At 51.4% G+C, this 18,979-nt stretch carries 20 protein-coding genes and 1 riboswitch; of the genes, 7 read left to right on the top strand and 13 right to left on the bottom strand.

Translation table 11 applies throughout. From position 1 onward, the window contains the following. Window positions 1-120: 120 nt before the first annotated feature. The 5 genes from PT964_RS02535 to PT964_RS02515 form a co-directional block, all read right to left on the bottom strand. Complete coding sequence (locus tag PT964_RS02535; RefSeq protein WP_274361744.1) at window positions 121-1,119, bottom strand: inorganic phosphate transporter; 999 nt, start codon at window positions 1,117-1,119, stop codon at window positions 121-123. 78 nt (window positions 1,120-1,197) lie between these two features. Next, on the bottom strand, window positions 1,198-1,821 hold the full coding sequence (locus PT964_RS02530) for a DUF47 domain-containing protein (protein ID WP_274361743.1): 624 nt from the start codon (window positions 1,819-1,821) through the stop codon (window positions 1,198-1,200). Between the two features lie 121 nt (window positions 1,822-1,942). Next, window positions 1,943-2,575: a uridine kinase gene (gene udk / locus PT964_RS02525; RefSeq protein ID WP_274361944.1), complete on the bottom strand. Its 633-nt coding sequence runs from the start codon at window positions 2,573-2,575 to the stop codon at window positions 1,943-1,945. 186 nt (window positions 2,576-2,761) lie between these two features. Then, entirely contained in the window at window positions 2,762-3,520 is a 759-nt protein-coding gene (locus PT964_RS02520; protein ID WP_274361742.1) for a YheC/YheD family protein, read from the bottom strand. 409 nt (window positions 3,521-3,929) lie between these two features. After that, complete coding sequence (locus tag PT964_RS02515) at window positions 3,930-4,538, bottom strand: sigma-70 family RNA polymerase sigma factor (RefSeq protein ID WP_274361741.1); 609 nt, start codon at window positions 4,536-4,538, stop codon at window positions 3,930-3,932. An 86-nt stretch (window positions 4,539-4,624) separates the two neighbouring features. After that, window positions 4,625-4,717: riboswitch (cyclic di-GMP riboswitch) on the bottom strand. A gap of 307 nt (window positions 4,718-5,024) precedes the next feature. On the opposite strand from PT964_RS02515, the gene PT964_RS02510 reads away from it, so the two are divergent. Then, window positions 5,025-5,183 (top strand): hypothetical protein, encoded by a 159-nt coding sequence (locus PT964_RS02510; protein ID WP_274361740.1) that lies wholly within the window; start codon window positions 5,025-5,027, stop codon window positions 5,181-5,183. Window positions 5,184-5,426: 243 nt separating this feature from the next. On the opposite strand, the gene PT964_RS02505 is transcribed toward PT964_RS02510, so the two are convergent. The 4 genes from PT964_RS02505 to PT964_RS02490 are packed head-to-tail and all read right to left on the bottom strand — an operon-like array spanning window position 5,427 to window position 8,779. Next, window positions 5,427-6,398 (bottom strand): SPFH domain-containing protein, encoded by a 972-nt coding sequence (locus PT964_RS02505; protein WP_274361739.1) that lies wholly within the window; start codon window positions 6,396-6,398, stop codon window positions 5,427-5,429. A gap of 24 nt (window positions 6,399-6,422) precedes the next feature. Then, complete coding sequence (locus tag PT964_RS02500) at window positions 6,423-7,223, bottom strand: TPM domain-containing protein (protein ID WP_274361738.1); 801 nt, start codon at window positions 7,221-7,223, stop codon at window positions 6,423-6,425. Next, on the bottom strand, window positions 7,220-8,251 hold the full coding sequence (locus PT964_RS02495; protein WP_274361737.1) for a TFIIB-type zinc ribbon-containing protein: 1,032 nt from the start codon (window positions 8,249-8,251) through the stop codon (window positions 7,220-7,222). Before PT964_RS02495 ends, PT964_RS02500 begins: the two co-directional genes overlap by 4 nt. Before the next feature lie 6 nt (window positions 8,252-8,257). Beyond that, entirely contained in the window at window positions 8,258-8,779 is a 522-nt protein-coding gene (locus PT964_RS02490; protein ID WP_274361736.1) for a PspA/IM30 family protein, read from the bottom strand. A gap of 186 nt (window positions 8,780-8,965) precedes the next feature. Between PT964_RS02490 and PT964_RS02485 the strand changes: the two genes are divergently transcribed. Beyond that, complete coding sequence (locus PT964_RS02485; RefSeq protein ID WP_274361735.1) at window positions 8,966-9,631, top strand: hypothetical protein; 666 nt, start codon at window positions 8,966-8,968, stop codon at window positions 9,629-9,631. A 14-nt stretch (window positions 9,632-9,645) separates the two neighbouring features. Here PT964_RS02485 and PT964_RS02480 read toward each other — a convergent pair whose 3' ends face one another. Then, the gene (locus PT964_RS02480) at window positions 9,646-10,866 is read right to left on the bottom strand and encodes an MFS transporter (RefSeq protein WP_274361734.1); all 1,221 of its coding nucleotides are present in this window, start codon (window positions 10,864-10,866) and stop codon (window positions 9,646-9,648) included. Between the two features lie 6 nt (window positions 10,867-10,872). Beyond that, entirely contained in the window at window positions 10,873-11,301 is a 429-nt protein-coding gene (locus PT964_RS02475; protein WP_274361733.1) for a MerR family transcriptional regulator, read from the bottom strand. A gap of 325 nt (window positions 11,302-11,626) precedes the next feature. Here PT964_RS02475 and PT964_RS02470 point away from each other — a divergent pair, with 325 nt between their 5' ends. Continuing rightward, complete coding sequence (locus PT964_RS02470; RefSeq protein ID WP_274361732.1) at window positions 11,627-11,902, top strand: zinc ribbon domain-containing protein; 276 nt, start codon at window positions 11,627-11,629, stop codon at window positions 11,900-11,902. Between the two features lie 105 nt (window positions 11,903-12,007). Next, the gene (locus PT964_RS02465) at window positions 12,008-13,018 is read left to right on the top strand and encodes a YeiH family protein (RefSeq protein ID WP_274361731.1); all 1,011 of its coding nucleotides are present in this window, start codon (window positions 12,008-12,010) and stop codon (window positions 13,016-13,018) included. 491 nt (window positions 13,019-13,509) lie between these two features. Here the strand turns inward: PT964_RS02465 and PT964_RS02460 are convergent, their stop codons facing one another. Then, window positions 13,510-14,457, bottom strand: coding sequence for a sulfite oxidase (locus PT964_RS02460; protein WP_274361730.1), 948 nt, complete (start codon window positions 14,455-14,457; stop codon window positions 13,510-13,512). 522 nt (window positions 14,458-14,979) lie between these two features. After that, on the bottom strand, window positions 14,980-15,537 hold the full coding sequence (locus tag PT964_RS02455) for a GbsR/MarR family transcriptional regulator (RefSeq protein ID WP_274361729.1): 558 nt from the start codon (window positions 15,535-15,537) through the stop codon (window positions 14,980-14,982). Between the two features lie 236 nt (window positions 15,538-15,773). Here PT964_RS02455 and PT964_RS02450 point away from each other — a divergent pair, with 236 nt between their 5' ends. The 3 genes from PT964_RS02450 to PT964_RS02440 all read left to right on the top strand — a co-directional run bounded on the left by PT964_RS02450 (window position 15,774) and on the right by PT964_RS02440 (window position 18,978). Then, a complete protein-coding gene (locus PT964_RS02450; RefSeq protein ID WP_274361728.1) occupies window positions 15,774-16,658 on the top strand; it encodes a carbohydrate ABC transporter permease in 885 nt (294 codons plus the stop codon). 16 nt (window positions 16,659-16,674) lie between these two features. Continuing rightward, window positions 16,675-17,517: a carbohydrate ABC transporter permease gene (locus tag PT964_RS02445; RefSeq protein WP_274361727.1), complete on the top strand. Its 843-nt coding sequence runs from the start codon at window positions 16,675-16,677 to the stop codon at window positions 17,515-17,517. A gap of 75 nt (window positions 17,518-17,592) precedes the next feature. Beyond that, window positions 17,593-18,978, top strand: coding sequence for an ABC transporter substrate-binding protein (locus PT964_RS02440; RefSeq protein WP_274361726.1), 1,386 nt, complete (start codon window positions 17,593-17,595; stop codon window positions 18,976-18,978). Window position 18,979 lies beyond the last annotated feature (1 nt).

The raw sequence follows: 18,979 nt of genomic DNA, 5'->3' as shown, positions 1-18,979 counted from the left end.
ATAAAGGCTGTGGTGTCCGTTAGCGCCACTGGGGCACGAGGGGCAGCGAGAGGCAGCAGAAAACAGCGAGAAACCAAAAAACCCGGCCGTATGCGACATACGGCCGGGTTTTTCATATATCTACAAGAAGAGAATCTCAATGACTTTAAATATGAGCCCCGCCAAGACAGCGGTAATCGGGATCGTAATAAACCAGGTAACGACGATCTTACCCGCCACCTCCCATTTGACGTCCCAAAACCGTTTCGAAGCGCCGACGCCCAATATCGCCGAAGTAACGACGTGCGTCGTGCTGACCGGAAAACCGGTCATCGTTGCGGTCAAGATTACGGAGGAGGAAGTCAAGTCGGCCGCAAATCCGTTGGCCGGCTCGATCTTGAATATTTTGGAACCCATCGTCTGGATAATTTTCCAGCCGCCGATCGACGTTCCGAGGCCCATCGCCGTCGCCGCGGCGATCTTAACCCAAAGCGGCACCTCAAGGTCGGTCTGCAGTCCGCCGGCGACCAATGCGAAGGTGATGACCCCCATCGCCTTCTGGGCGTCGTTCGTGCCGTGCGTGAAGCTTTGGAAGCAAGCCGTTATAATCTGCATGAAGCGGAAGCCTTTATTGATCCGATGCGGACTGAAGTTTGCGAATATTTTGTAGATGATCCACATGACGATATAGCCCACAACGAACGCTATGATCGGGGAAAAAATCAGCCCTTTGATGATGCTCGTAAAGCCGGATGCGTTAATCCCTTGCAAGCCTGCTGAGCTTATAACGGCCCCAGCCATAGCCCCGATTAAAGCGTGCGAAGAGGAGGACGGAATTCCGAACCACCATGTAACCAAGTTCCAAATGATAGCTGCAATTAACGCGGCTATAATAATTTCCATCCCGTGATCCAGCTTGCTCGGATCGGCTACCTTGCCTCCGATCGATTTGGCGACGCCGGTGAACGTTAACGCTCCGACAAAGTTCAAGCTCGCTGCAAGAAGAATCGCAGTCCTCGGGCTTAGCGCCCGGGTCGATACGGATGTAGCGATGGCGTTGGCCGTGTCGTGAAAACCGTTAATAAAATCAAAGGACAACGCTAAAAACACAACGATTCCGATTATTAAAAGTGATTCCATTGAGTTTTCGCCCGAATGAGTATTCAGACAGGCGCCGCTTACCCCCTACGTTGTAGATACTTTGGCCTGAGCGGCCTTTTATGAATAACGCAACAGCACACTGTCCAATATGTCGGCGACATCCTCGCAAGAATCGGTGGTCGTCTCTAATCGTTCGTATATTTCCTTCAGCTTGAAATCGTGATACGGATCCTTCGGGTGGGTGAAAATTTCGCGAATGCCTTCCCGCATCAGCCGGTCGCCTTCGTTTTCCAGACTGTTGATTTGAACCGTATGCTCCCGAATTTGCTTGTACTTCTTCTGAGCAAGCAGCTTGAAGGCGGACAGCATATGCTCACAGGACGATACGAGCACTTCCGCGAAATCCTTCATGATTTGGTCGGTGAAGGTGACGTTCAAATAGTCGAAGCGCGCGATCGTCGCCTCAATCCCGTCCATAACGTCGTCGACTTTGGAAGCCAGCGTAATAATGTCTTCCCGGTCGAGCGGAGTGACGAAAACCTGATTCAATCCTTTATAAATCAGGTGAGTAATGCTGTCGCCCTTATTCTCGAGCTCCCTTAGGCTCGGCACGTAAGACGCCGGAGGCTTGTCGCCATTCATCGCGTCGCGGAACACTTCCGCCCCCCTCAGTGTGTTTTCCGCGCCTTCTATCAGCAATTTAAAGAAATCCGTGTCGCTTTTTTTCTTAAAAATGGTCAACAGAACATGCTCCTTTCAGGAGATTAGTCATTCTTATGTTCACGTACGGCTCGGAAGCCTCTTCCCGCCATACATTTCATAACATAAATCGACACCGTACGGCAACCGAAAATATCATGATTCAAACGAACTTCCCAACGCCGCCGACGATGTATTTTTCCGTCAAAATGGAAAGCAGCTGCACCCCCACCTCATTATGTCCGCCTTCGGGGATGATCAGATCCGCGTACTTTTTGGAAGGCTCAATGAACGCCTCGTGCATCGGTTTGACCGTATTCAAATATTGATCGTGAATCGATTGGATCGTTCTGCCCCTTTCCTCGATATCCCGGAGCACCCTCCGAAGAATGCGCACATCCGGGTCCGTGTCGACGAACACCTTGATGTCCAGCAGCTTGCGGAGATTTTCGTCCGATAACACATGCAGCCCTTCGATGATCGCGATATGGTTCGGCTTCAGCTCCACCGTCTCGGAAGCGGAACGGGCATGTGTCGTAAAATCGTACACCGGCGCGTGCACCGTTTGGCGCTCCTTTAACCGGTTCAAGTGGGACACAAGCAGCTCATTGTCGAAAGCAAACGGATGATCATAGTTGATCTTGGCGCGTTCCTCGAAGCTAAGATGCGAATGATCCTTGTAATAGTTATCTTGGGATATGAACGTGACCTTGCCCGGACCCAGACGGTCGATCACCGAACGGGCGACCGTTGTTTTGCCGGAACCCGTGCCGCCGGCAATACCGATTATGAGCATGAGATCCAAGTAAACCTCCCGATTGAAAAATATGTCGAATCAATTTCTGTATTGTAGCACAGCCGAAACATATTTTCACACTCATCCAAGCAGGAGGCGAAGAACGGGGTTGTCCGTTTCCAAGGATCGGAAGAAGGCGGCGCAAAACCCGATGCTTCCGAGCTTTGCGCTGCCGGTTTCGTTTCTTTATTTCCTTCTCGGCTTTCTTAATCTAACCTTTGAATATGAAATGATTCTTCTGTACATAGTTTTATCCTTCAGACGCAAAAACAGCGACTTGGCCGGGGCGAAATTCGTCTCGATAATCCACACCTTTCCCCTATGATCGACGCCGATATCCATTCCGACGGTACGCAAGAAAGGATAGCGCTGCCGAAGCCGTTTCGCGGACGCGACGGAAACCCGGTCGATCTTCGCTTGAATGGATCGGATTCGCGGAGCCGTAAAGCCGGCGCTTCGAAGCGCCGCGGTTACGGGCGCCACTCTCCCCCGGCTTCGGGCGGTGTTCGTGATCATAAATCCCGCTCCCGCAATTTTGGCGAGCTTTCCGGTGATTGCCCAAGATCCGCCGCCTCCGCGCTGGACCATGACTCTAAGGTCGAACGGTCTTCCCCCCACTCTCGCAAGCGGTATTTTTTGCTGAACGATAAAAATTCCTTTCCGGGTCAAGGCGCATACGAACGAATATACCGCCGCTTTTGAGGCGAACCGTCTTCGCATCCTCCCGTAATGAACCTCGTATTTTCCCCCTCCCAGAGAGGCCACTTGTATGACGCGCACGCCGCCCTCACCGTTCGAAGGCTTCACGATGACGGTTCCGTACCTCGCCAAGAACGACCAGAACGTCCGGCCGCTCATCGGCGCCGTATTCGGAAGTGCGGAGACAACCGCCCCGGACCCTCTGAGCACCTTATACTTCGCCCATTTCAACAGACTCGTTCCCACTTCTGCCGCCTCCTACGGGAAATGGACTACAATCATTTCCCCCTTAATTGCGTTCTTCTATATTTATGCATTGTCTAAAGGGTCGCTATGGACAGATAACTATTACTGGAAGTCTCGTGTTTCTATTGAAATCAGAGTGCGGCAGAAAAAAAACACGCCTCTCTCCAACTCGTTCGAACGATTGGAAATAAGCGTGCTTTGGAAAAATGCATGTACTTACGGTTCTTCATGGGAGAGCTTCCACAAATAAATGAAAGCGGCCGTACAGCTTCAGCATGCCGCGGCGGATGCCGAGGGGTCGCCCCAGCCGACCACGTCGCGCCGCTCCGAGGAGTGAATCAGCAGCATTTCAGCCGTCCAGATCCCGACGCCTTCCAATGAAGTCAGCTTTCCGGTTGCGCAAGACGGTTCAAGCGGATAGAGAGGTTAAGATCTCGAACAGCTCTTTATTTTTCCCAAGCTTCATCTTCAGCCGCTTCAGAGCGTTACCGACCGATTTGCCGCTGGCGAGCTTTAATTTGTCCTGTATGTCGGTATATCTGTACCCTTCGTAGTAGAAATAGACTAGACACCGGTATTCCATGTCGCTTAAGGAACGCGTCAATAGTCGCCGAAGCTGCATGTGCAATTCCTTCTTTTCCAGCGTTCTCGGTACATCCGACGGAGACGGGATCAAGCTTTCCAGCATCGGGCTGTCTTCCCCGCCGATCTGTGCTTGCAATCGTAAGGCGGCTCGGCTCAGCATATGCTTGGGGCCGAATTGCCGGTGCAAGTAGCCTTTCATATGATTGAGCACGGTCCACTTGCAATAGCTGACGAACGGCATTTTCCCCGGCTGATAGGAAAGCACCGCCTTCCACACTTCGATTCTCGCCATTTGCAGCAGATCGTCATACTCCATGACCGATGAGTAGTAATACGCCATTTTGCGGCAATAACCGTCCATTTCTTGCAACAGCCTTTCAAACGCTCTGCTGTCGCACTTCGCCTCCAATGCCAGCGTGTCCAAATCGCTCATTGTTCCTACTCCTGCCTTGTCGTTCATTCATTTTACATCCGAAAAAGGGACCCTCCCGTACCGAAACAGGAGAGTCCCCTACTTTTTTCGGTAACCGGCTGGCATAACGCATCATTTCGAAGCGTCTTAGCCCCTTGGCTTTGCGGCCCTATTTTTCAACAGGTGTGCCTTTTTCGTTTACTCGTTTAATAATTTACCACAAAAATCGTACGATCGTCATCTAGGGTAAAAATTTGGTTGGGCGAATATTCGTTTCCGTGCACTCAATGCTCCAAAAACACAGCCTAGGAGAACAGAAAAGAAGCTATATAAAAAAACACTGACGCGTTGTCAGTGTCTTCCTTGTCTTACTAACTCTGCTCTTTTCCCGCCGCAGGACCGACTTAGTACCAACATTTCCTTTCCCGCCGCAAGACCGACTTGGCACCAAAAAAAACCATGTCCAAGCGGACACCACCAGGTATGAAAATGTAGGATCTATCTGCGATGATGGTAATGGCAGGTCAAAGGTCGGACCGATCATTGGCTGTACTGCCGGCGCTGCAGGTACTGCTAATATTGCCGATGCTGCCGTATCGCCGGTTGCCACTGCTTCCGGAACTGACGCTAGTCGCTTTGGCGCTAACGGAACCGGATGTCCGCTAATTTTGTCGAAACCGGATAAAAGGGCTCATTAGCGGAACCGAATGTCCGTTAATTCGCTTAAATCGCCGCTAATTGGCGGTTTTCGGGCGATTAGCGGACAACTTAATTCGCAGCTTTTAGGGTTGAGGCGGTTTTTAGCGGACATTTCGCTCCGTTAACTCCGGCGACGCAAATGGGATAACGGGGACGCTCCGGCGTTAGAACCAATAATTCTACTCTTTCCCGTCGTACGAGCGCCACCAGTTACAGCTTCTGGCCGCAATTCGGGCAAAAATTGGCTCCTTCGTTTTTCGTGCCGCAGTTCGGACAGAAGTTCGGCTTTTGGCCCGAACCGGAGCCGGAGCCCGAACTGGAGCCGGAACCCGAACCGGAGGCGTTCATATCCTTCATCATTTCTTTCGCCACGTTCATTCCCATCATCATCCCGGCCATATCCGCAGCGGCGCCGCCGCCTTTCGCCTTGCCCGACGCAATGCCGTCGATCATAGACACCTGCTGGTATTTTTGCAGATTGCCGATCATCTCGTGGGACGCCGTCTTCGTAATCATGTCTTGAATTTCCTGCGGGTAATTGAAGCTCATGACATGAAAGCCCGTAATCGTCATGCCCAAGTCCATCAGCTGCATATCCAAATCTTCCCGAATGCCCTTGGCGATGTCGAAGGCGTTCGCCTGCAAGTTAAACATGTCCTTCCCTTCCTTGCTGATCCACTTCATCAGAAGCTGATCCAGAACGGAAATAATGCGGATCCTTACATCCTCCACTAGATAGCTGTCTCTCATCCCCGCAACTTTGTCGATGAGCGCGACGTATTCGTTCACTTTGAAGGTAAGCGTGCCGTTGGCGCGAATCGGAATGCCGCCGGGAAGCTGCGTAGACGGGATCAAAATCGGATTTTGCGTTCCCCATTTGACGGTAAACTCCTTCGTATTGACAAACAAGACCTCGACCCGCATGCCGCTGTTAAAGCCGAATTTGAACCCCTTCAGCGTAGACAAGAACGGAATGATTTCCGAATCGATGCTGTACTCGCCTTCATTCTGGAAAATCCCTTCAATCTTGCCGCCGTTCACGAAAATTGCGTCTTGGCCGGGACGGATGATCAGCTTGCTTCCTTTTTTAATTTCCCGGTTGCCCCACTTCCAAAAGATCATATCATCGCGAAACTCTTCCCATTCCACTACATTCGCAAATTGATTTCTGAAAAAAGACATCGGTTACCCCATCCCTTCGAAAAATTAAAACGACCCTCTGCTGCCGCTGTGCGAATGGCCGCCCCCGGTTCTTCCGCCGCCGCCTCCGCCGGATCCGCCGCTGCTCTTGACTATTTTGCGCTTCGTTGTCGTCGTGTGCGTGTACTCGTCTCTTCTGGCGACAATCCCCGAACGTGCCGCATCCTCATACGTCCCGCGATGCACCGTGACGCGGCCTCCCGAATGATAAGCCATCATCCCGACGACGATCGCCCCAATCCCGGCCGCGACGATGAGCTGAAACCAAAGGTTGAACAATATGTTGTCCGGATCGACTCCGGGGCGAACTCCCATATAGTCGTATGCGGTTCGGATATACTTCTCGAATGCGAGCGCATAGTCGCCGTTCGTTAAATACGGCGTAATTTTGTCGCGAATGTTATCGAGCCGGCTGTCGTCCAAGTAAAGCTCCGCTTTGTAAAATCCGGCTAAGTACAGCTCCCGGTTGTTCATGTCCAGCGTCAGGATGACGGCATTGCCGTGAGGCTTATCGTATCCGGGGGCTTGCCTGTCGTAAAAATCCTGCGTCAGCTTCATAACGTCGATGCCGCCCGGGTTGCTCGAAGTAAATATAATAATGTCCGTTTCTCTTTCGGCCCCGTATTTCTTCGCCATCGCTTCCAGCCGGTCATGCTCTTCCCGTGTCAGCAAACCCGCATCGTCGTAAACGACATGTTTCGTATTGGCCGCAACCGACTCTGCCATAGCCGCTTGCAGCGGTATCGCTGAAAGAAGGATCGTTGCGACAACCAAAACCATAGCTGCAATCCACCGGTTCCTGCTCACCAAAACCCGCCTCCCATCGCCCAAGAGATGAGCTTCAGCGAAATGAACGAAGCGCAAAATATGCCGCCGAACCACGCGCTCACCTTCGCCATGCTGATCGGCGGCTTGCCGACGACCTTCCCCGTCTGGCCGTTCATCGCAAACGTATGCTCCGTTTTGTCATAGTCATAGCGCACCATCCATACCGGAAGCAGCACATAGTCTGCGCGTTCCGCCGTCGTATCGATCCGCTTGCTTGTATAATTCACGGTAGTGTAGCCTGAAGTCGCGGACCGGATATAAGCGTCGATGAATTCTTTAATTTTTTCTTTAGCCCGCGGAATGAGCTCATCGCCCGTATAATTGTATCGTTCGGCGACGTAGCCTGCGAGATACGGAGTTTTAAAGCTTTTGAGCTTGTCGTACGGGAACGGCTCCAGCTTATCCATCAGCTCGTCGCTCATCTTCGTGGAAGCGTCAACCGGCACCTTCACATAATCCAGCACGATCTCGCGGTAAATATTGTAATGCTGGGTTTCGGTATATACGTACTCTCCTCTTGTATAGGTTCTTACTTTCGTTCCGTGCGCAGTAACCTCGATCGCGTTATGCAAATCATAAAGCCAGAAGGGTACATAGATTCCCGTGATGCTCTTGATTCGGTCCGCCGTCATAAACCCGCTCGGCGTCAAGCGGCCGTTTCGGCACCATTTGCGGAAAGCTTCCATCGCTTCTTCTTTACTGATCGAGAAAGGGATAATCTTCACCGGAGCCAGCTTGCCGGCAAGCCGGTCGCCGAGAACAACGCCAGACCCGCAGAAGCTGCAATGCGTCGCCGTCGTCTCGGGCTCGGTCATTATGACGGCTCCGCAGCTGGTGCAATGATATTCTTCCACTTCCCCCTCCGTAAAAGCATGCCTTACCAAAGGATCGGGAATATTCTCGATATTGTCTTGTCTTCCGCAGCTATGACAGGACAATGTTCCCGTCCCGCTGTCAAACACCATGCCGCTGCCGCAGTTCGGGCATTTATATTCGATTACCGGCAATCCGCTTCACCTCTTCCCCGAAGCGTTAAGGCCGTTCTTCGCTTCCGCCCTTAATTCGAAAAGCGCCATCGCTTCTTCGTAGACTCTGTCGATTTCATCCTTCGCCTCGTTCAGAGAGGAATCGAGGGAATGTAACGTTTCCCGCGCTTTGGCGGCCGCCAGCTTCCCTTTCATCGCGGCGCGCCGCGCTTCCAACCGATCCGCGTCCGTCGAAAGCCGATCCCGGATTTGTCTCATTCGCTCTGCGTTTGCAGCGGCTGCGCCATAGGCAGCTTGCAATTGCGACTCTTTTTCGTTTAGCGCCGCCTTTTTCTCCAGAAACGTTCTTGCGTTCTCTTCGCAGCCGTCCGCCGCCGCCTTCTCGGCATATAGCCGGAGCTTTCGGATCTCGGCGCGGCATTCGTCCAATGCTGTTCTCGCCCTGCGCTCATCCGCCTCGAACGCAGCCGTTTCCGCCCGCACTTTGCCTACATTTTCTTGCAGGCGCCGTATGAAGTCGTCGATCTCTTTCACCGGATCTTTTGCCATGATGAGCCCCCGTTCCGTAAAAGATTCCTTAACCTAATGATACCGCAGATCGGTAAGGAAGGTTTCATTTCTAAAAAATTTCGCGCACAAACGGTATTTATTTCTTGATTACGATTTGGTAATGTTCTATCAAATACAATGTTTTCCAAAAAGGTGCTCCGAGCATTTTGAGAGGGGGAATGACGGTTGAGGCGGAAACCGAGGATCCTGTTTATCGCCATATTATCGTACGTTGCTTTGAGCTTCTATGAGCCTTTTTGGAGGCTGCTCGTTCGAGGTCTGATGGAGCCGAATTTTATGTGGAGCTACGCAGGTCTTAACGGAACGGGGTTGTCCGGAGACTACTGGGTCATCTTTTTAATCGCTTTATTCGGCACGTGCATGCTGTTTTGGGGTTGGAGAGGCGGACACCGTATTGTAGATTGGGGCATTTTTATTTGGGTAGCCTTGCTGTTTTGCTCTTCGCTCGCCATCATCCTTTCCGAGCCGGAAACGAAAATTACCGCCGAGACGCTTCACATGGAGTTGCCGTATATATGGGTCGTGTTCCCGGTTGATGCCCTGTTCTTTGTATTGACCGCAATCTGGATGATCTTTTTTAGAAAAAGGACCGGCGAAACGCGGGCCGCAGAGTGGAACCGCCTGAACGGCGTGCTGCTCGGGATTGCCGCCGGCATGCTGCCCGTGGAATACTTTTTATTCAATAGCGGCGAACAGCACGGTTTATTCGATCGGTTAGGCGTATTTGCAACGCTGGTTCAATGGGTAATTTTGAATACCGCCTTCCTTCCGTCGAAAAGCGCGAAAAAAAGGAGCTTCCCGCAAAACTTCTACGGTCAAGCTCCCGAATGAGGATGATTACTGATTTAGTGCCCCGCTGCAGCTTTATCTACGTGCTTCACATGCTTATTGTTGGTCAACACGAAAACAACGGATACCAGTACAAATGCGGCGCCCACGATGAACGGAACATGGGAGTTGTAAATTTCGGCCAGCTTGCCCGCCAAATAAGGCGCGACGGCGGCGCCGAGAAATCTTAGGAAGCTATATGCCGCAGAAGCTGTGGACCGCTCGATCGGGGCCGCATTCATAACGGCGGTAGTAATCAAAGTGTTGTTATTTCCAAGCAGCGCGCCGGCCGCAATGACCGCCGCAATGATGACCCATTGCGTATTCGTCCAGATGCCCATGGCAAGCAGCACGAGGCCGAACAATGCCAGCATGACGGACATGGACTTTACCGTTCCGAATCGTTCCTGCAGCTTGGGAGCCATGAATACGGAGGTGATGGCCAGCAGCACGCCCCAACCGAGGAATACGTACCCGAGACCGTGCTCATCGAGGCCCATGACGAAAGGCGCGTATGCCATCAGCGTAAAAAAGCCGAAATTGTAAAGGCAGGCCGTCAATCCCAATACAACCAGCGAACGGTGATTTTTCAGCGCCAGAAACGGATCCTTCAAGGACGTTCTGACTTTAGGCGCCTTACTTTCCTTTTCCTTGGGCATCATAATGGAAAGCGCGATAAAGGCTACTAGCATTAAGCCGGCTACTCCGAGGAAAGGGCCCCTCCAGGATATAGCGCCCAGCTCCCCGCCGATCAACGGGCCGACCGAAATGCCGAGTCCGATGGCCGCCTCATATAAGATAATGGCCTTCGTTACGCCGCTGCTGGACAGCATTACGATGGCGGACAACGCCGTGGCGACGAACAGCGAATTGCCGAGGCCCCAGCCGCCGCGCAGTCCGATCAGCGTCCAAATATTGTTCGACAGGCCGCCTAGCGCCGAAAACACGGCAATAATGACGATCCCGGAAAGCAGCGTCGCCTTAATCCCGAGCCGCGAAGAAATGAGCCCGGTAATCAGCATCGCCACCGCCATAACCGCGTTATAGCTAGTAAACAGCAAGCTCACTTCGCTCGGCGTCGCATTCATCTTTTCGGCGATGGCCGGCAAAATGGGATCCACCAAGCCGATGCCCATGAACGCGATGATACATGCGAAAAACACGGCCCAGACGGCCCGCGATTGGCTCAAAATACTTGTCTTTTCCTGCATAATTGCGGATTGCGAAACATTGTCCATCTCTGCTCACTCCTGATTATATTTAGCTTTGGCTTCTTGAATTTTGTCGTAGAGCCCGCCGATTTGTTTACGGATTTCGTTTAATTTATCAAGCTTCTGATCGACGGCTTGCAGCTGTTTCACAACCGTTTGCTCAAGCTCCCCGATTATTTTCAGCTTTTCCTGCCGATCATCGATCTGACTGACGGCTTTGCGCTGGTTTGCGAATTGCTCGCTGATCGAAATAAATTCCTGGAGCTCCTGCAGCGAAACGCCGAGCACATCGCGCGCATTAATGATTTGATTGAGACGCTCTATATGCTTATCCGAATATAAACGGAACCCGCCCTCGCTCCTGTCGGGAGAGAACAGCAGCCCGATTTCCTCATAGTATCGAATCGTCCGCTTCGTCAAACCGCATTTTTTGGCCACTTCCTCGATCTTATACGTGTTCATCCCCCTCGCTCCTCCGTCAAAAAAACTATAGGAACAAAAATAACACATATTAAACCTTTACGTAAACGTTAATTTTGATGCAAAAAAGCCGAATAATCCGAATCTCGATGGAATAGGCTTGGGATTTCCGCAATTTACTGCCATTATGGGGGCGGAATTGGCGCTCCGGGATGTACGGAATTGAAGTCCACTACATAAAATAAAACCGCGCTCACTTTATTTCCTCGTATGCGTCTCCCTTATTACATACCGGATTGACACATATACTATTATTCCGATAAAATTACTTGTAATAACAGTTGCGTAGAGGTCAGGTGATTGATTTATGGATCGGGCGTGCCCGCATTGCAAGCATGTTTCTCCGAAGGACAGCTACATTTGCGGCCGCTGCGGAGCGGACCTCATGGAAGGCGGCCAGCTCATCAGCGCATTGTCTCACGGTGACCATTCCTCATCCGCCTCCGTCCTCCATAAGCTTATTCCGGTAGCCGTCATCGCCTCTTCCGGATGGCTTGCCAAAGCCGCAGGAAGCTATTGGATATTAGGGATCGGCATTGCCGCCGCTCTTGGCTACGCCTCAATCCGTTCTATTTATAAATAATAATGATAGACATCATGACTATTTTCAATTTGAGTTATCCCCCTTCATATCTTACGATAAAACCTGAGTCATCATCGTAGGAATAACAGGCAGGGGGTAATCGAAATGGCGCTAATCGTAAAATACGGACCGGGTCTCGCTCTTGTTCTGATCGTTTCCCTTCTGTCCGCTTGGCTCGGCTCTATGGCGCCGATCGTCGGAGCCCCGCTGTTCGGCCTTCTTCTCGGCATTCTGATAAACAATACCGTCGGCAAGCCGAAAGCATCCGTTCACGGCGTTCAATTCAGCTCCAAAAAAGTATTGCAATGGGCCATTATCGCGGTCGGCTGCGGATTAAGCTTGTCCACTGTGTGGGAAACCGGCAGAGAATCGTTAGCCGTACTGCTTTCCAGCCTGCTTGCTTCATTGCTCGCGGCTTTTGGATTCGGCAGGCTGCTGAACATCCCGGCGCGCCTGCAAGTATTAATCGGCGTAGGCACCGGCATTTGCGGCGGATCGGCCATCGCGGCCACGTCGCCGGTCATAGAAGCGAAAGAAGAAGAGATTGCGTATGCGGTTTCGACCATCTTTTTGTTCAATGTGGCTGCGGTCGTTCTATTTCCTTACCTGGGCCGTCAACTCGGCCTGTCCGATACGGGCTTCGGCCTTTGGGCCGGATCGGCGATCAACGATACGTCTTCCGTCGTTGCCGCGGGCTATTTATATAGTCCGGCCGCCGGCGATTATGCAACAATTGTTAAGCTTGTCCGCACCACCTTTATTATTCCGATTACACTGTTTCTTGCGCTTTACGTCGTAAGAATGAAGCGCAACAAGCCCGAAAACGGCGGCCCCTCCGATTCTTACAGCTTGGCCAAAGTGTTTCCATGGTTCATCCTTTGGTTTTTGTGCGCTTCCTTGCTCAATACGCTCGGTTTGTTCGGGGACCGGTTCGTCGCCTTGGCCGGAACGGCGGGCAAGTTCATGATCGTTATGGCGTTGACTGGAATCGGATTAAGCGCGGACTTCAGGAAGATGCTGAAGACAGGGGTTCGCCCGATCTTGTTCGGGTTATTCGTATGGTTTGCGGTCGCCGCCGTCAGCTTGTTCGTGCAGTCGCTAAACGGGCAATGGTAGAGGATGCGGAAAAGGGCTGTCTCAAAATTTCGGGCATCGGACCCTATCGAATTATGATGGCTGGCAGTTCTTTCTAACGTAACGGACAGAGATGCAGTTATTCGGCGTTTTGAACGGCTTTTACAGTTGTAACGGACACCACCGCAGTTATTCCCCCGAAAAAGCGAGTTTCGGCGCCAAAAATCGGGGATTAGCGTCCGCGGTGTCCGTTAGCGTTTGACGGTGGGCAAAAACGGCGAAATAACGTCTGTGGCGTCCGTTAGTGCCGCAGGGTTAGCGAGGAGTAGTACTTCAAGGACGTGAAAAAAGGGTTGCCCCTAAAAGTCAACTGCGATGACTTTGGGGACAGCCTTTTTTTGTGCCGTTATGCTATGGCGATTGCCACTTGAAATACGGGGTGCCGACGCCTTGATCGATGGACCAAACGGTTAGAATTATAGCTTAATATGATCAAGAGTTGTGCATTGGGGACCCAAATTTTCCCTAATATTCTACTCAATCTTAACGGTAACCCGATCGGCTGCATTGTATCCGTACCCTTTCCGGTTCCAGAACGCCTCCATCGGCTGGACTCTGCCATGCGTATCCTCGGATCGCGACAAAATCGTAACCTCTCCCGCCCGGTCCGCTACCCACTCGAACTCCCAATGCACCCACGAGTTCGGCTCGTAAGCGGTTCTGCTTAACTTGGCATCCGCCCATGTGACGCCATGATCAAAGCTAACCTCAACCCGTTTGATCTCTCCTATCCCCGTCCATGCGAATCCTTGAATCCGATATCTCCCTTTTTTTAAGACGGCTCGGTCCAAAGGCTTTTGAATCGAAGAGTTTACGCCCTGCACGGTCACCGGGAATTTATCGATATCGTTCTCTTTATGAGGATAATATTGATAATCGACGCTCTGAAACGGGCCTTGGAAGCTGCTTTCGAGCAAAACGATTCTCCTTACCCACTTCACCGAAGCCATCCCGTACCAGTGAGGAACGATCAGCCGAAACGGAAACCCATGCTTCCATGTCAAAGGCTGTCCGTTGTACTCATAAGCGATGATCGTGTCGGGGTGCATCGCTTTTTCAAGCGGTATGCTTCGCGCAAACGGAAATACGCCCGGCATGTCGGTACGCACGCCCGCATCCCAGCCCTCTGCCGCCACCTCTCGGACTGAGGGTTTGACCCCCGCCGTTTGCAGCAAATAAGCTAAAGGAACTCCTCTCCATACCCCCTGCACGATCGCCCCGCTTTCCCATTGATCGCCGTACGTTTTCGGTTCGAAGAAGGATCGTTTATTGCCCGCGCACTCGAGCACGAAGGGAACATCTCTGGAAGGCATGGACCGGATCATGCCGTAATCCAATGCAAACGGCCGATCCGCCTTCCCTTGGATATGCAATGCAAACATTTCTTTCCTGGGGATCGGATAAGGAAAATGGTTTCTCAAGTAAAAAAGCTCCTCCGGAATACGCGACATATCCATAAAATGAACGGGAGCTTCTTGATTTTCCGGAATCAACTCTCGGGTTGTCCTATAAGGCCTTACCGGCTCGTTAAACAAACGTCCCACCAGCCTCTCCGAAATATTAGTCTAAATGTATGCCCATAAGCGAAAAAAAACACCGGAAGTCGCTCCGGCGTCTTACTTGCTGCGGCTATATTGTACCTCGTACTACGGTATAATCCCTTGCGCGATATTTTTCACATAGTCCTCGTTGCTCATGCCGTATTAAAACGATTTGAACCTTTCCAGCTCGGAACCCGTAGATCAACGTATTTTACGGATCAAAGGCATTTATCCCGTTGGTCCGATAATTCGCTCTATCTTTATGGCCCCAACGTAATTGTTATCTTTCCTTCCGTTTGCGACCTGGACCTGCGTCGAAGGCGATTGTTGCCAAATCAGACGCAGCCCATTTACCAAGAGCTTCAAACGGCTACGTTCAGACCTTTTTGCTTTGTACGGATGTTAGTCCGTTTGATCGACCCATGCGTCTTTTGCAAACACCTTCCCTTCCTTAATTCGGTCGACAAAGGTTTGCAGCCATTGGTAATACTGCTCCGCATGCACAAGCTTATGCAAATCCTTCAACGCTTTTCGGCGGACGTCCTCAGGCGTGTCCACGTGGAGGATCAATTCTTTCAAATCGGGAGCCGTCTCGGCGATGGCACTCGTCATCACATTGATTTCCCGCTGAAGCTTGGCGGCGAAAAAATTTTGAAAAGCGGTAAAAAAGTTGACTTCCGCCTGATACTGGTCTTTTCGTTCCCGCTTTTCCTCCAGCTTGTAAACCATATTCGTATCGAGCAGCGCTCTCACCGCATAGCTCATATTGCTTTTGCTCATGCCCATGACTTCCTTCATATCCTCGAGAGTCATAGGCGTATCCTCAAAAAATAATATGCCGTACAATTTCCCCGCCGAATTGGTTACTCCATATAAGTCCATCGTTTCGGCTATTGCATCGATTAATTTCTCCCTAAGCGCAAGCTGATTGCGTGAGAGGGACTCTTCCTTCTCCGGCATGGGCGATCCTTCTTTCAAAAATAGATTCATTCAAAAAAAATTTAACGTTTATTACATTATATAAGCCGCAAGCCGAATTCATCAAATTTACGAAATATTTGCATCTATTTAATATTCGCATGACGTTTGAAGTAAATAATTTAGGTACAATATTTTTTGAACGAACACTGAAAAGTCAAATAAAATTCGTATTTTTTTCTTATTGTACAATAATTTTTGAACAAAGGAGCAATAAAATGAAACTGTGGAAAAAGCTAGGCGAACCGCAAGCGTATCTGTTCGTCATTCCCGCCCTACTGCCTCTCACGGTTTTCTGGTTCATACCGATGGTGTATGTTGTCTATCTTAGCTTCATGGAATGGGATTTCATGAGTCCGGACAAGCTGTTCGTCGGATTAGACAATTTCACGACGCTTCTGGAAAGCTCCGATTTTTATCGTTCGCTCCGCGTGACCTTCACTTTTGCCATTGGGACGATCATACCGACAATGATCGGCGGCCTGCTTCTGGCGCTGCTGCTTCACGGCAAGTTGGCCGGCTCCCCCGTTTACCGCGCCATTCTTTTCTCTCCGTGGGTTACGCCGACCGTCGCCGTTTCGATCGTCTGGTCGTGGATTTTCGAACCGCGTGTCGGGCTCGCCAACAGCTTGATCTCGGGAATCGTGCCGGGCGGCTTGCCTTGGCTGCAAAGCCCGTTTTGGGCGATGGTGGCGGTTATCATCGTAACTTTCTGGAAGGGCATCGGATGGACCATGGTTTTCTACCTGGTGGCTCTCCAATCCGTTCCGATAGAATTGCAAGAAGCTTCCCATCTGGACGGCTCCAATCGCTTTCAGACCTTCTATCATGTAACGCTGCCGCTCATTTCGCCGATCACTTTATTCCTTGCGGTCATTCTTACCATCGATTCGATGCAGGCATACGACCAAATCAGCATTTTGACGCAAGGCGGACCTTCCGGCTCAACCCGCACGCTGCTCTATCATTTCTATCAAGCGGCTTTCGAAAGGTTTCAAGTAGGCGAAGCTTCGGCCGTGACCGTCATACTGGTCCTTCTTTGCGCAGCGTTCTCGCTATTATCGGTTTGGATATCCCGCAAAAACGTTCACTACTTAGGATAGCAAGGAGGCTTCCCTCATGAGATCGAGCTTCAACGTTACAGTCGCGTTACGCCATACGTTGCTTATTGCCTTGAGCCTTATCGTTGCTTTCCCGTTCTTCTGGATGTTGACAAGCTCTTTAAAAACGAATGAAGAAATTTGGCGGTTCCCTCCCTTGCTTTGGCCGGATAACCCGATGTGGGGAAATTTCGCGGAAGCTTGGAACGCCGCTCCGTTCGCCCTATATTTGTTCAATAGCGTATTCGTCGCCTTGGTGATTATGATCATTCAAATCGTCAATTCCTCGATGATGGCCTATGCGCTCACCCATATGAAATTTTTGTTCCGAAACTCGCTTATGGTCGCCATCCTAGTTACGTATATGCTGCCGGCGGCGGCGACTTATTTGCCGGGCTATATCATTTTGTCCGAGTTGCAGCTGCTCGACACGTACGCCGGCTTGATCATATCCAACAGCGTCAGCGTGTTTTCAATCTTTCTTACCAGACAAGCGTTCATGCAGCTTCCTAAGGAGATGGTCGAAGCGGCAAAAATCGACGGCGCCTCCCACTGGCGCATTCTCACGGGAATATTGATTCCGCTGTCCAAATCCACGTTTGTCGTCATGTCGATCCTTACGTTTATTTCTCAATACAATAATTACTTCTGGCCGATGCTGATCACCAAGAGCCCGGAGCTCAGCCTCATTTCCGTAGGCTTGCGTTCGTTCTTCATCGAAGGCGGCGCCTACGGGCTGAAATGGCCGCTCATCATGGCCAGCAGTTCCTTCACGATCGTTCCGTTGATCGTACTCTTCATCATCGCACAGAAGTGGATTATAGGGGGGGTGAACAACGCGTTTGGTGTAAACAAAGGTTGAAGAAGGGGAACGGAACACCTGCTTGGCAATGTCTTACTTATGAAACAGAAAGAACACAATGGGAGGAATGGAGAAATGGAAACTTTACAGAACAAATCGGCAGCCAAATTTTCACTTCTAATAATGTTGTTAAGCTTTGTCTTGGTATTCGTCAGCGCTTGCGGCGGTTCGAACGGTTCCAACGAGACCGGCGGCGAAAATGAGGAAAATACTCAAAGCGGCGCACAAAGCGGCGAGCAAGCGGCGGAAACGAACAAGGAGCCGGTCGAGATCGAATTTTGGTATGGACTTGGCGGAAAACTGGGCGACAATATGAAAACGCTGATCGACAAGTTCAATCAGTCGCAAAACGAGGTTATCGTCAAGCCGATCGTGCAGGGCAACTATTCGGAAACGGCGCAGAAGCTGCAAGCTGCGATTGCGGCCAAGAAAGTGCCGGCCGTTGTTGCGGACTTCAACGAAGACTGGGCCAGGAAAGGGTATTACGCTCAGCTTGACGAACTGATTGCCGGTGAGCCCACCATGCAGCCGGAGGACTACGTCCCGGCCTTCTGGAACGCCGGCAAGGTGGACGGCAAGCAGTACGCGATCCCGATTTACGGTTCCGTGCAAGTCCTGTACTACCATAAGGAGATGTTTGAACAAGCAGGAATCAGTCCGGATGAACTAAATACCTGGGAAGGGCTTGCCGAAGTTGCCAGAAAGCTCACGGTGCGGGAAGGCGGCCAGGTGAAGGTGTACGGCTGGGAACCTATGTGGGGTTCGGGCAATATGATAGATGCCGTCTACAGCCGCGGAGGGACGATTTTAAGTGAAGACGGCACACAGGTGCTGATTGACAATCCGGAATGGGTGGATACGTGGGAATCGTTCCGCAAATGGATTCATGAGGAGCAAATCATGCGCATCCATCACGGCGGCCAGGGCTGGGAATATTGGTACAAAACGATTGACGACGTGATGCAGGACCGCGCCGCCGGATATACCGGATCGAGCGGAGACCAGGGAGACCTGGATTTCAGCAAAATCGGCGCCCATCCGCAGCCGGCTTGGGAAGGATTTGAATCTAAGCCTTCGGCGGGAGCGCGCGGAACCGTCATCCTCGCCGACGCTCCGCCGGAACAGCAAAAAGCGGCGATGAAATGGCTGGCTTTCTTAACCAGTCCGGAAAACTCCGCATGGTGGTCGATGAATACCGGTTACATCGCCGTTCGCAATTCTTCGCTTGATGATCCGGCGTTCAAAGCGTACAGCGAGAAAAATCCGCACAGCAAAGTACCGCTTGAATCGGCGAAGACGGCTTCCCCGTCCTTCGTTGACCCGACCGGCGGGAAAATCTTCGACGCGCTGTCCATCGCGGCGGATAAAGTACAGATCGAGAACGTGCCTGCGGCGGAAGCTTTGAAAGAAGCCAAAGAAACAGCACAGAAGGCGCTGGACAAAGCGCTGGGCGGCAAATAAC

It is taken from the genome of Paenibacillus thermotolerans, from assembly GCF_028745515.1.
Lineage (GTDB): Bacteria > Bacillota > Bacilli > Paenibacillales > YIM-B00363 > Paenibacillus_AE > Paenibacillus_AE thermotolerans.
Note: the sequence above shows the minus strand (reverse complement) of the source record. Positions and strands in the feature narration are given on the sequence as shown.

Coding starts and splice junctions, on each gene's coding strand:
- PT964_RS02535 (WP_274361744.1), bottom strand. CDS start 1,119: ATGGAATCACTTTTAATAATCGGAATCGTTGTGTTTTTAGCGTTGTCC.
- udk (WP_274361944.1), bottom strand. CDS start 2,575: ATGCTCATAATCGGTATTGCCGGCGGCACGGGTTCCGGCAAAACAACG.
- PT964_RS02515 (WP_274361741.1), bottom strand. CDS start 4,538: ATGAGCGATTTGGACACGCTGGCATTGGAGGCGAAGTGCGACAGCAGA.
- PT964_RS02510 (WP_274361740.1), top strand. CDS start 5,025: ATGATGGTAATGGCAGGTCAAAGGTCGGACCGATCATTGGCTGTACTG.
- PT964_RS02505 (WP_274361739.1), bottom strand. CDS start 6,398: ATGTCTTTTTTCAGAAATCAATTTGCGAATGTAGTGGAATGGGAAGAG.
- PT964_RS02490 (WP_274361736.1), bottom strand. CDS start 8,779: ATGGCAAAAGATCCGGTGAAAGAGATCGACGACTTCATACGGCGCCTG.
- PT964_RS02480 (WP_274361734.1), bottom strand. CDS start 10,866: ATGGACAATGTTTCGCAATCCGCAATTATGCAGGAAAAGACAAGTATT.
- PT964_RS02475 (WP_274361733.1), bottom strand. CDS start 11,301: ATGAACACGTATAAGATCGAGGAAGTGGCCAAAAAATGCGGTTTGACG.
- PT964_RS02470 (WP_274361732.1), top strand. CDS start 11,627: ATGGATCGGGCGTGCCCGCATTGCAAGCATGTTTCTCCGAAGGACAGC.
- PT964_RS02465 (WP_274361731.1), top strand. CDS start 12,008: ATGGCGCTAATCGTAAAATACGGACCGGGTCTCGCTCTTGTTCTGATC.
- PT964_RS02455 (WP_274361729.1), bottom strand. CDS start 15,537: ATGCCGGAGAAGGAAGAGTCCCTCTCACGCAATCAGCTTGCGCTTAGG.
- PT964_RS02450 (WP_274361728.1), top strand. CDS start 15,774: ATGAAACTGTGGAAAAAGCTAGGCGAACCGCAAGCGTATCTGTTCGTC.
- PT964_RS02445 (WP_274361727.1), top strand. CDS start 16,675: ATGAGATCGAGCTTCAACGTTACAGTCGCGTTACGCCATACGTTGCTT.
- PT964_RS02440 (WP_274361726.1), top strand. CDS start 17,593: ATGGAAACTTTACAGAACAAATCGGCAGCCAAATTTTCACTTCTAATA.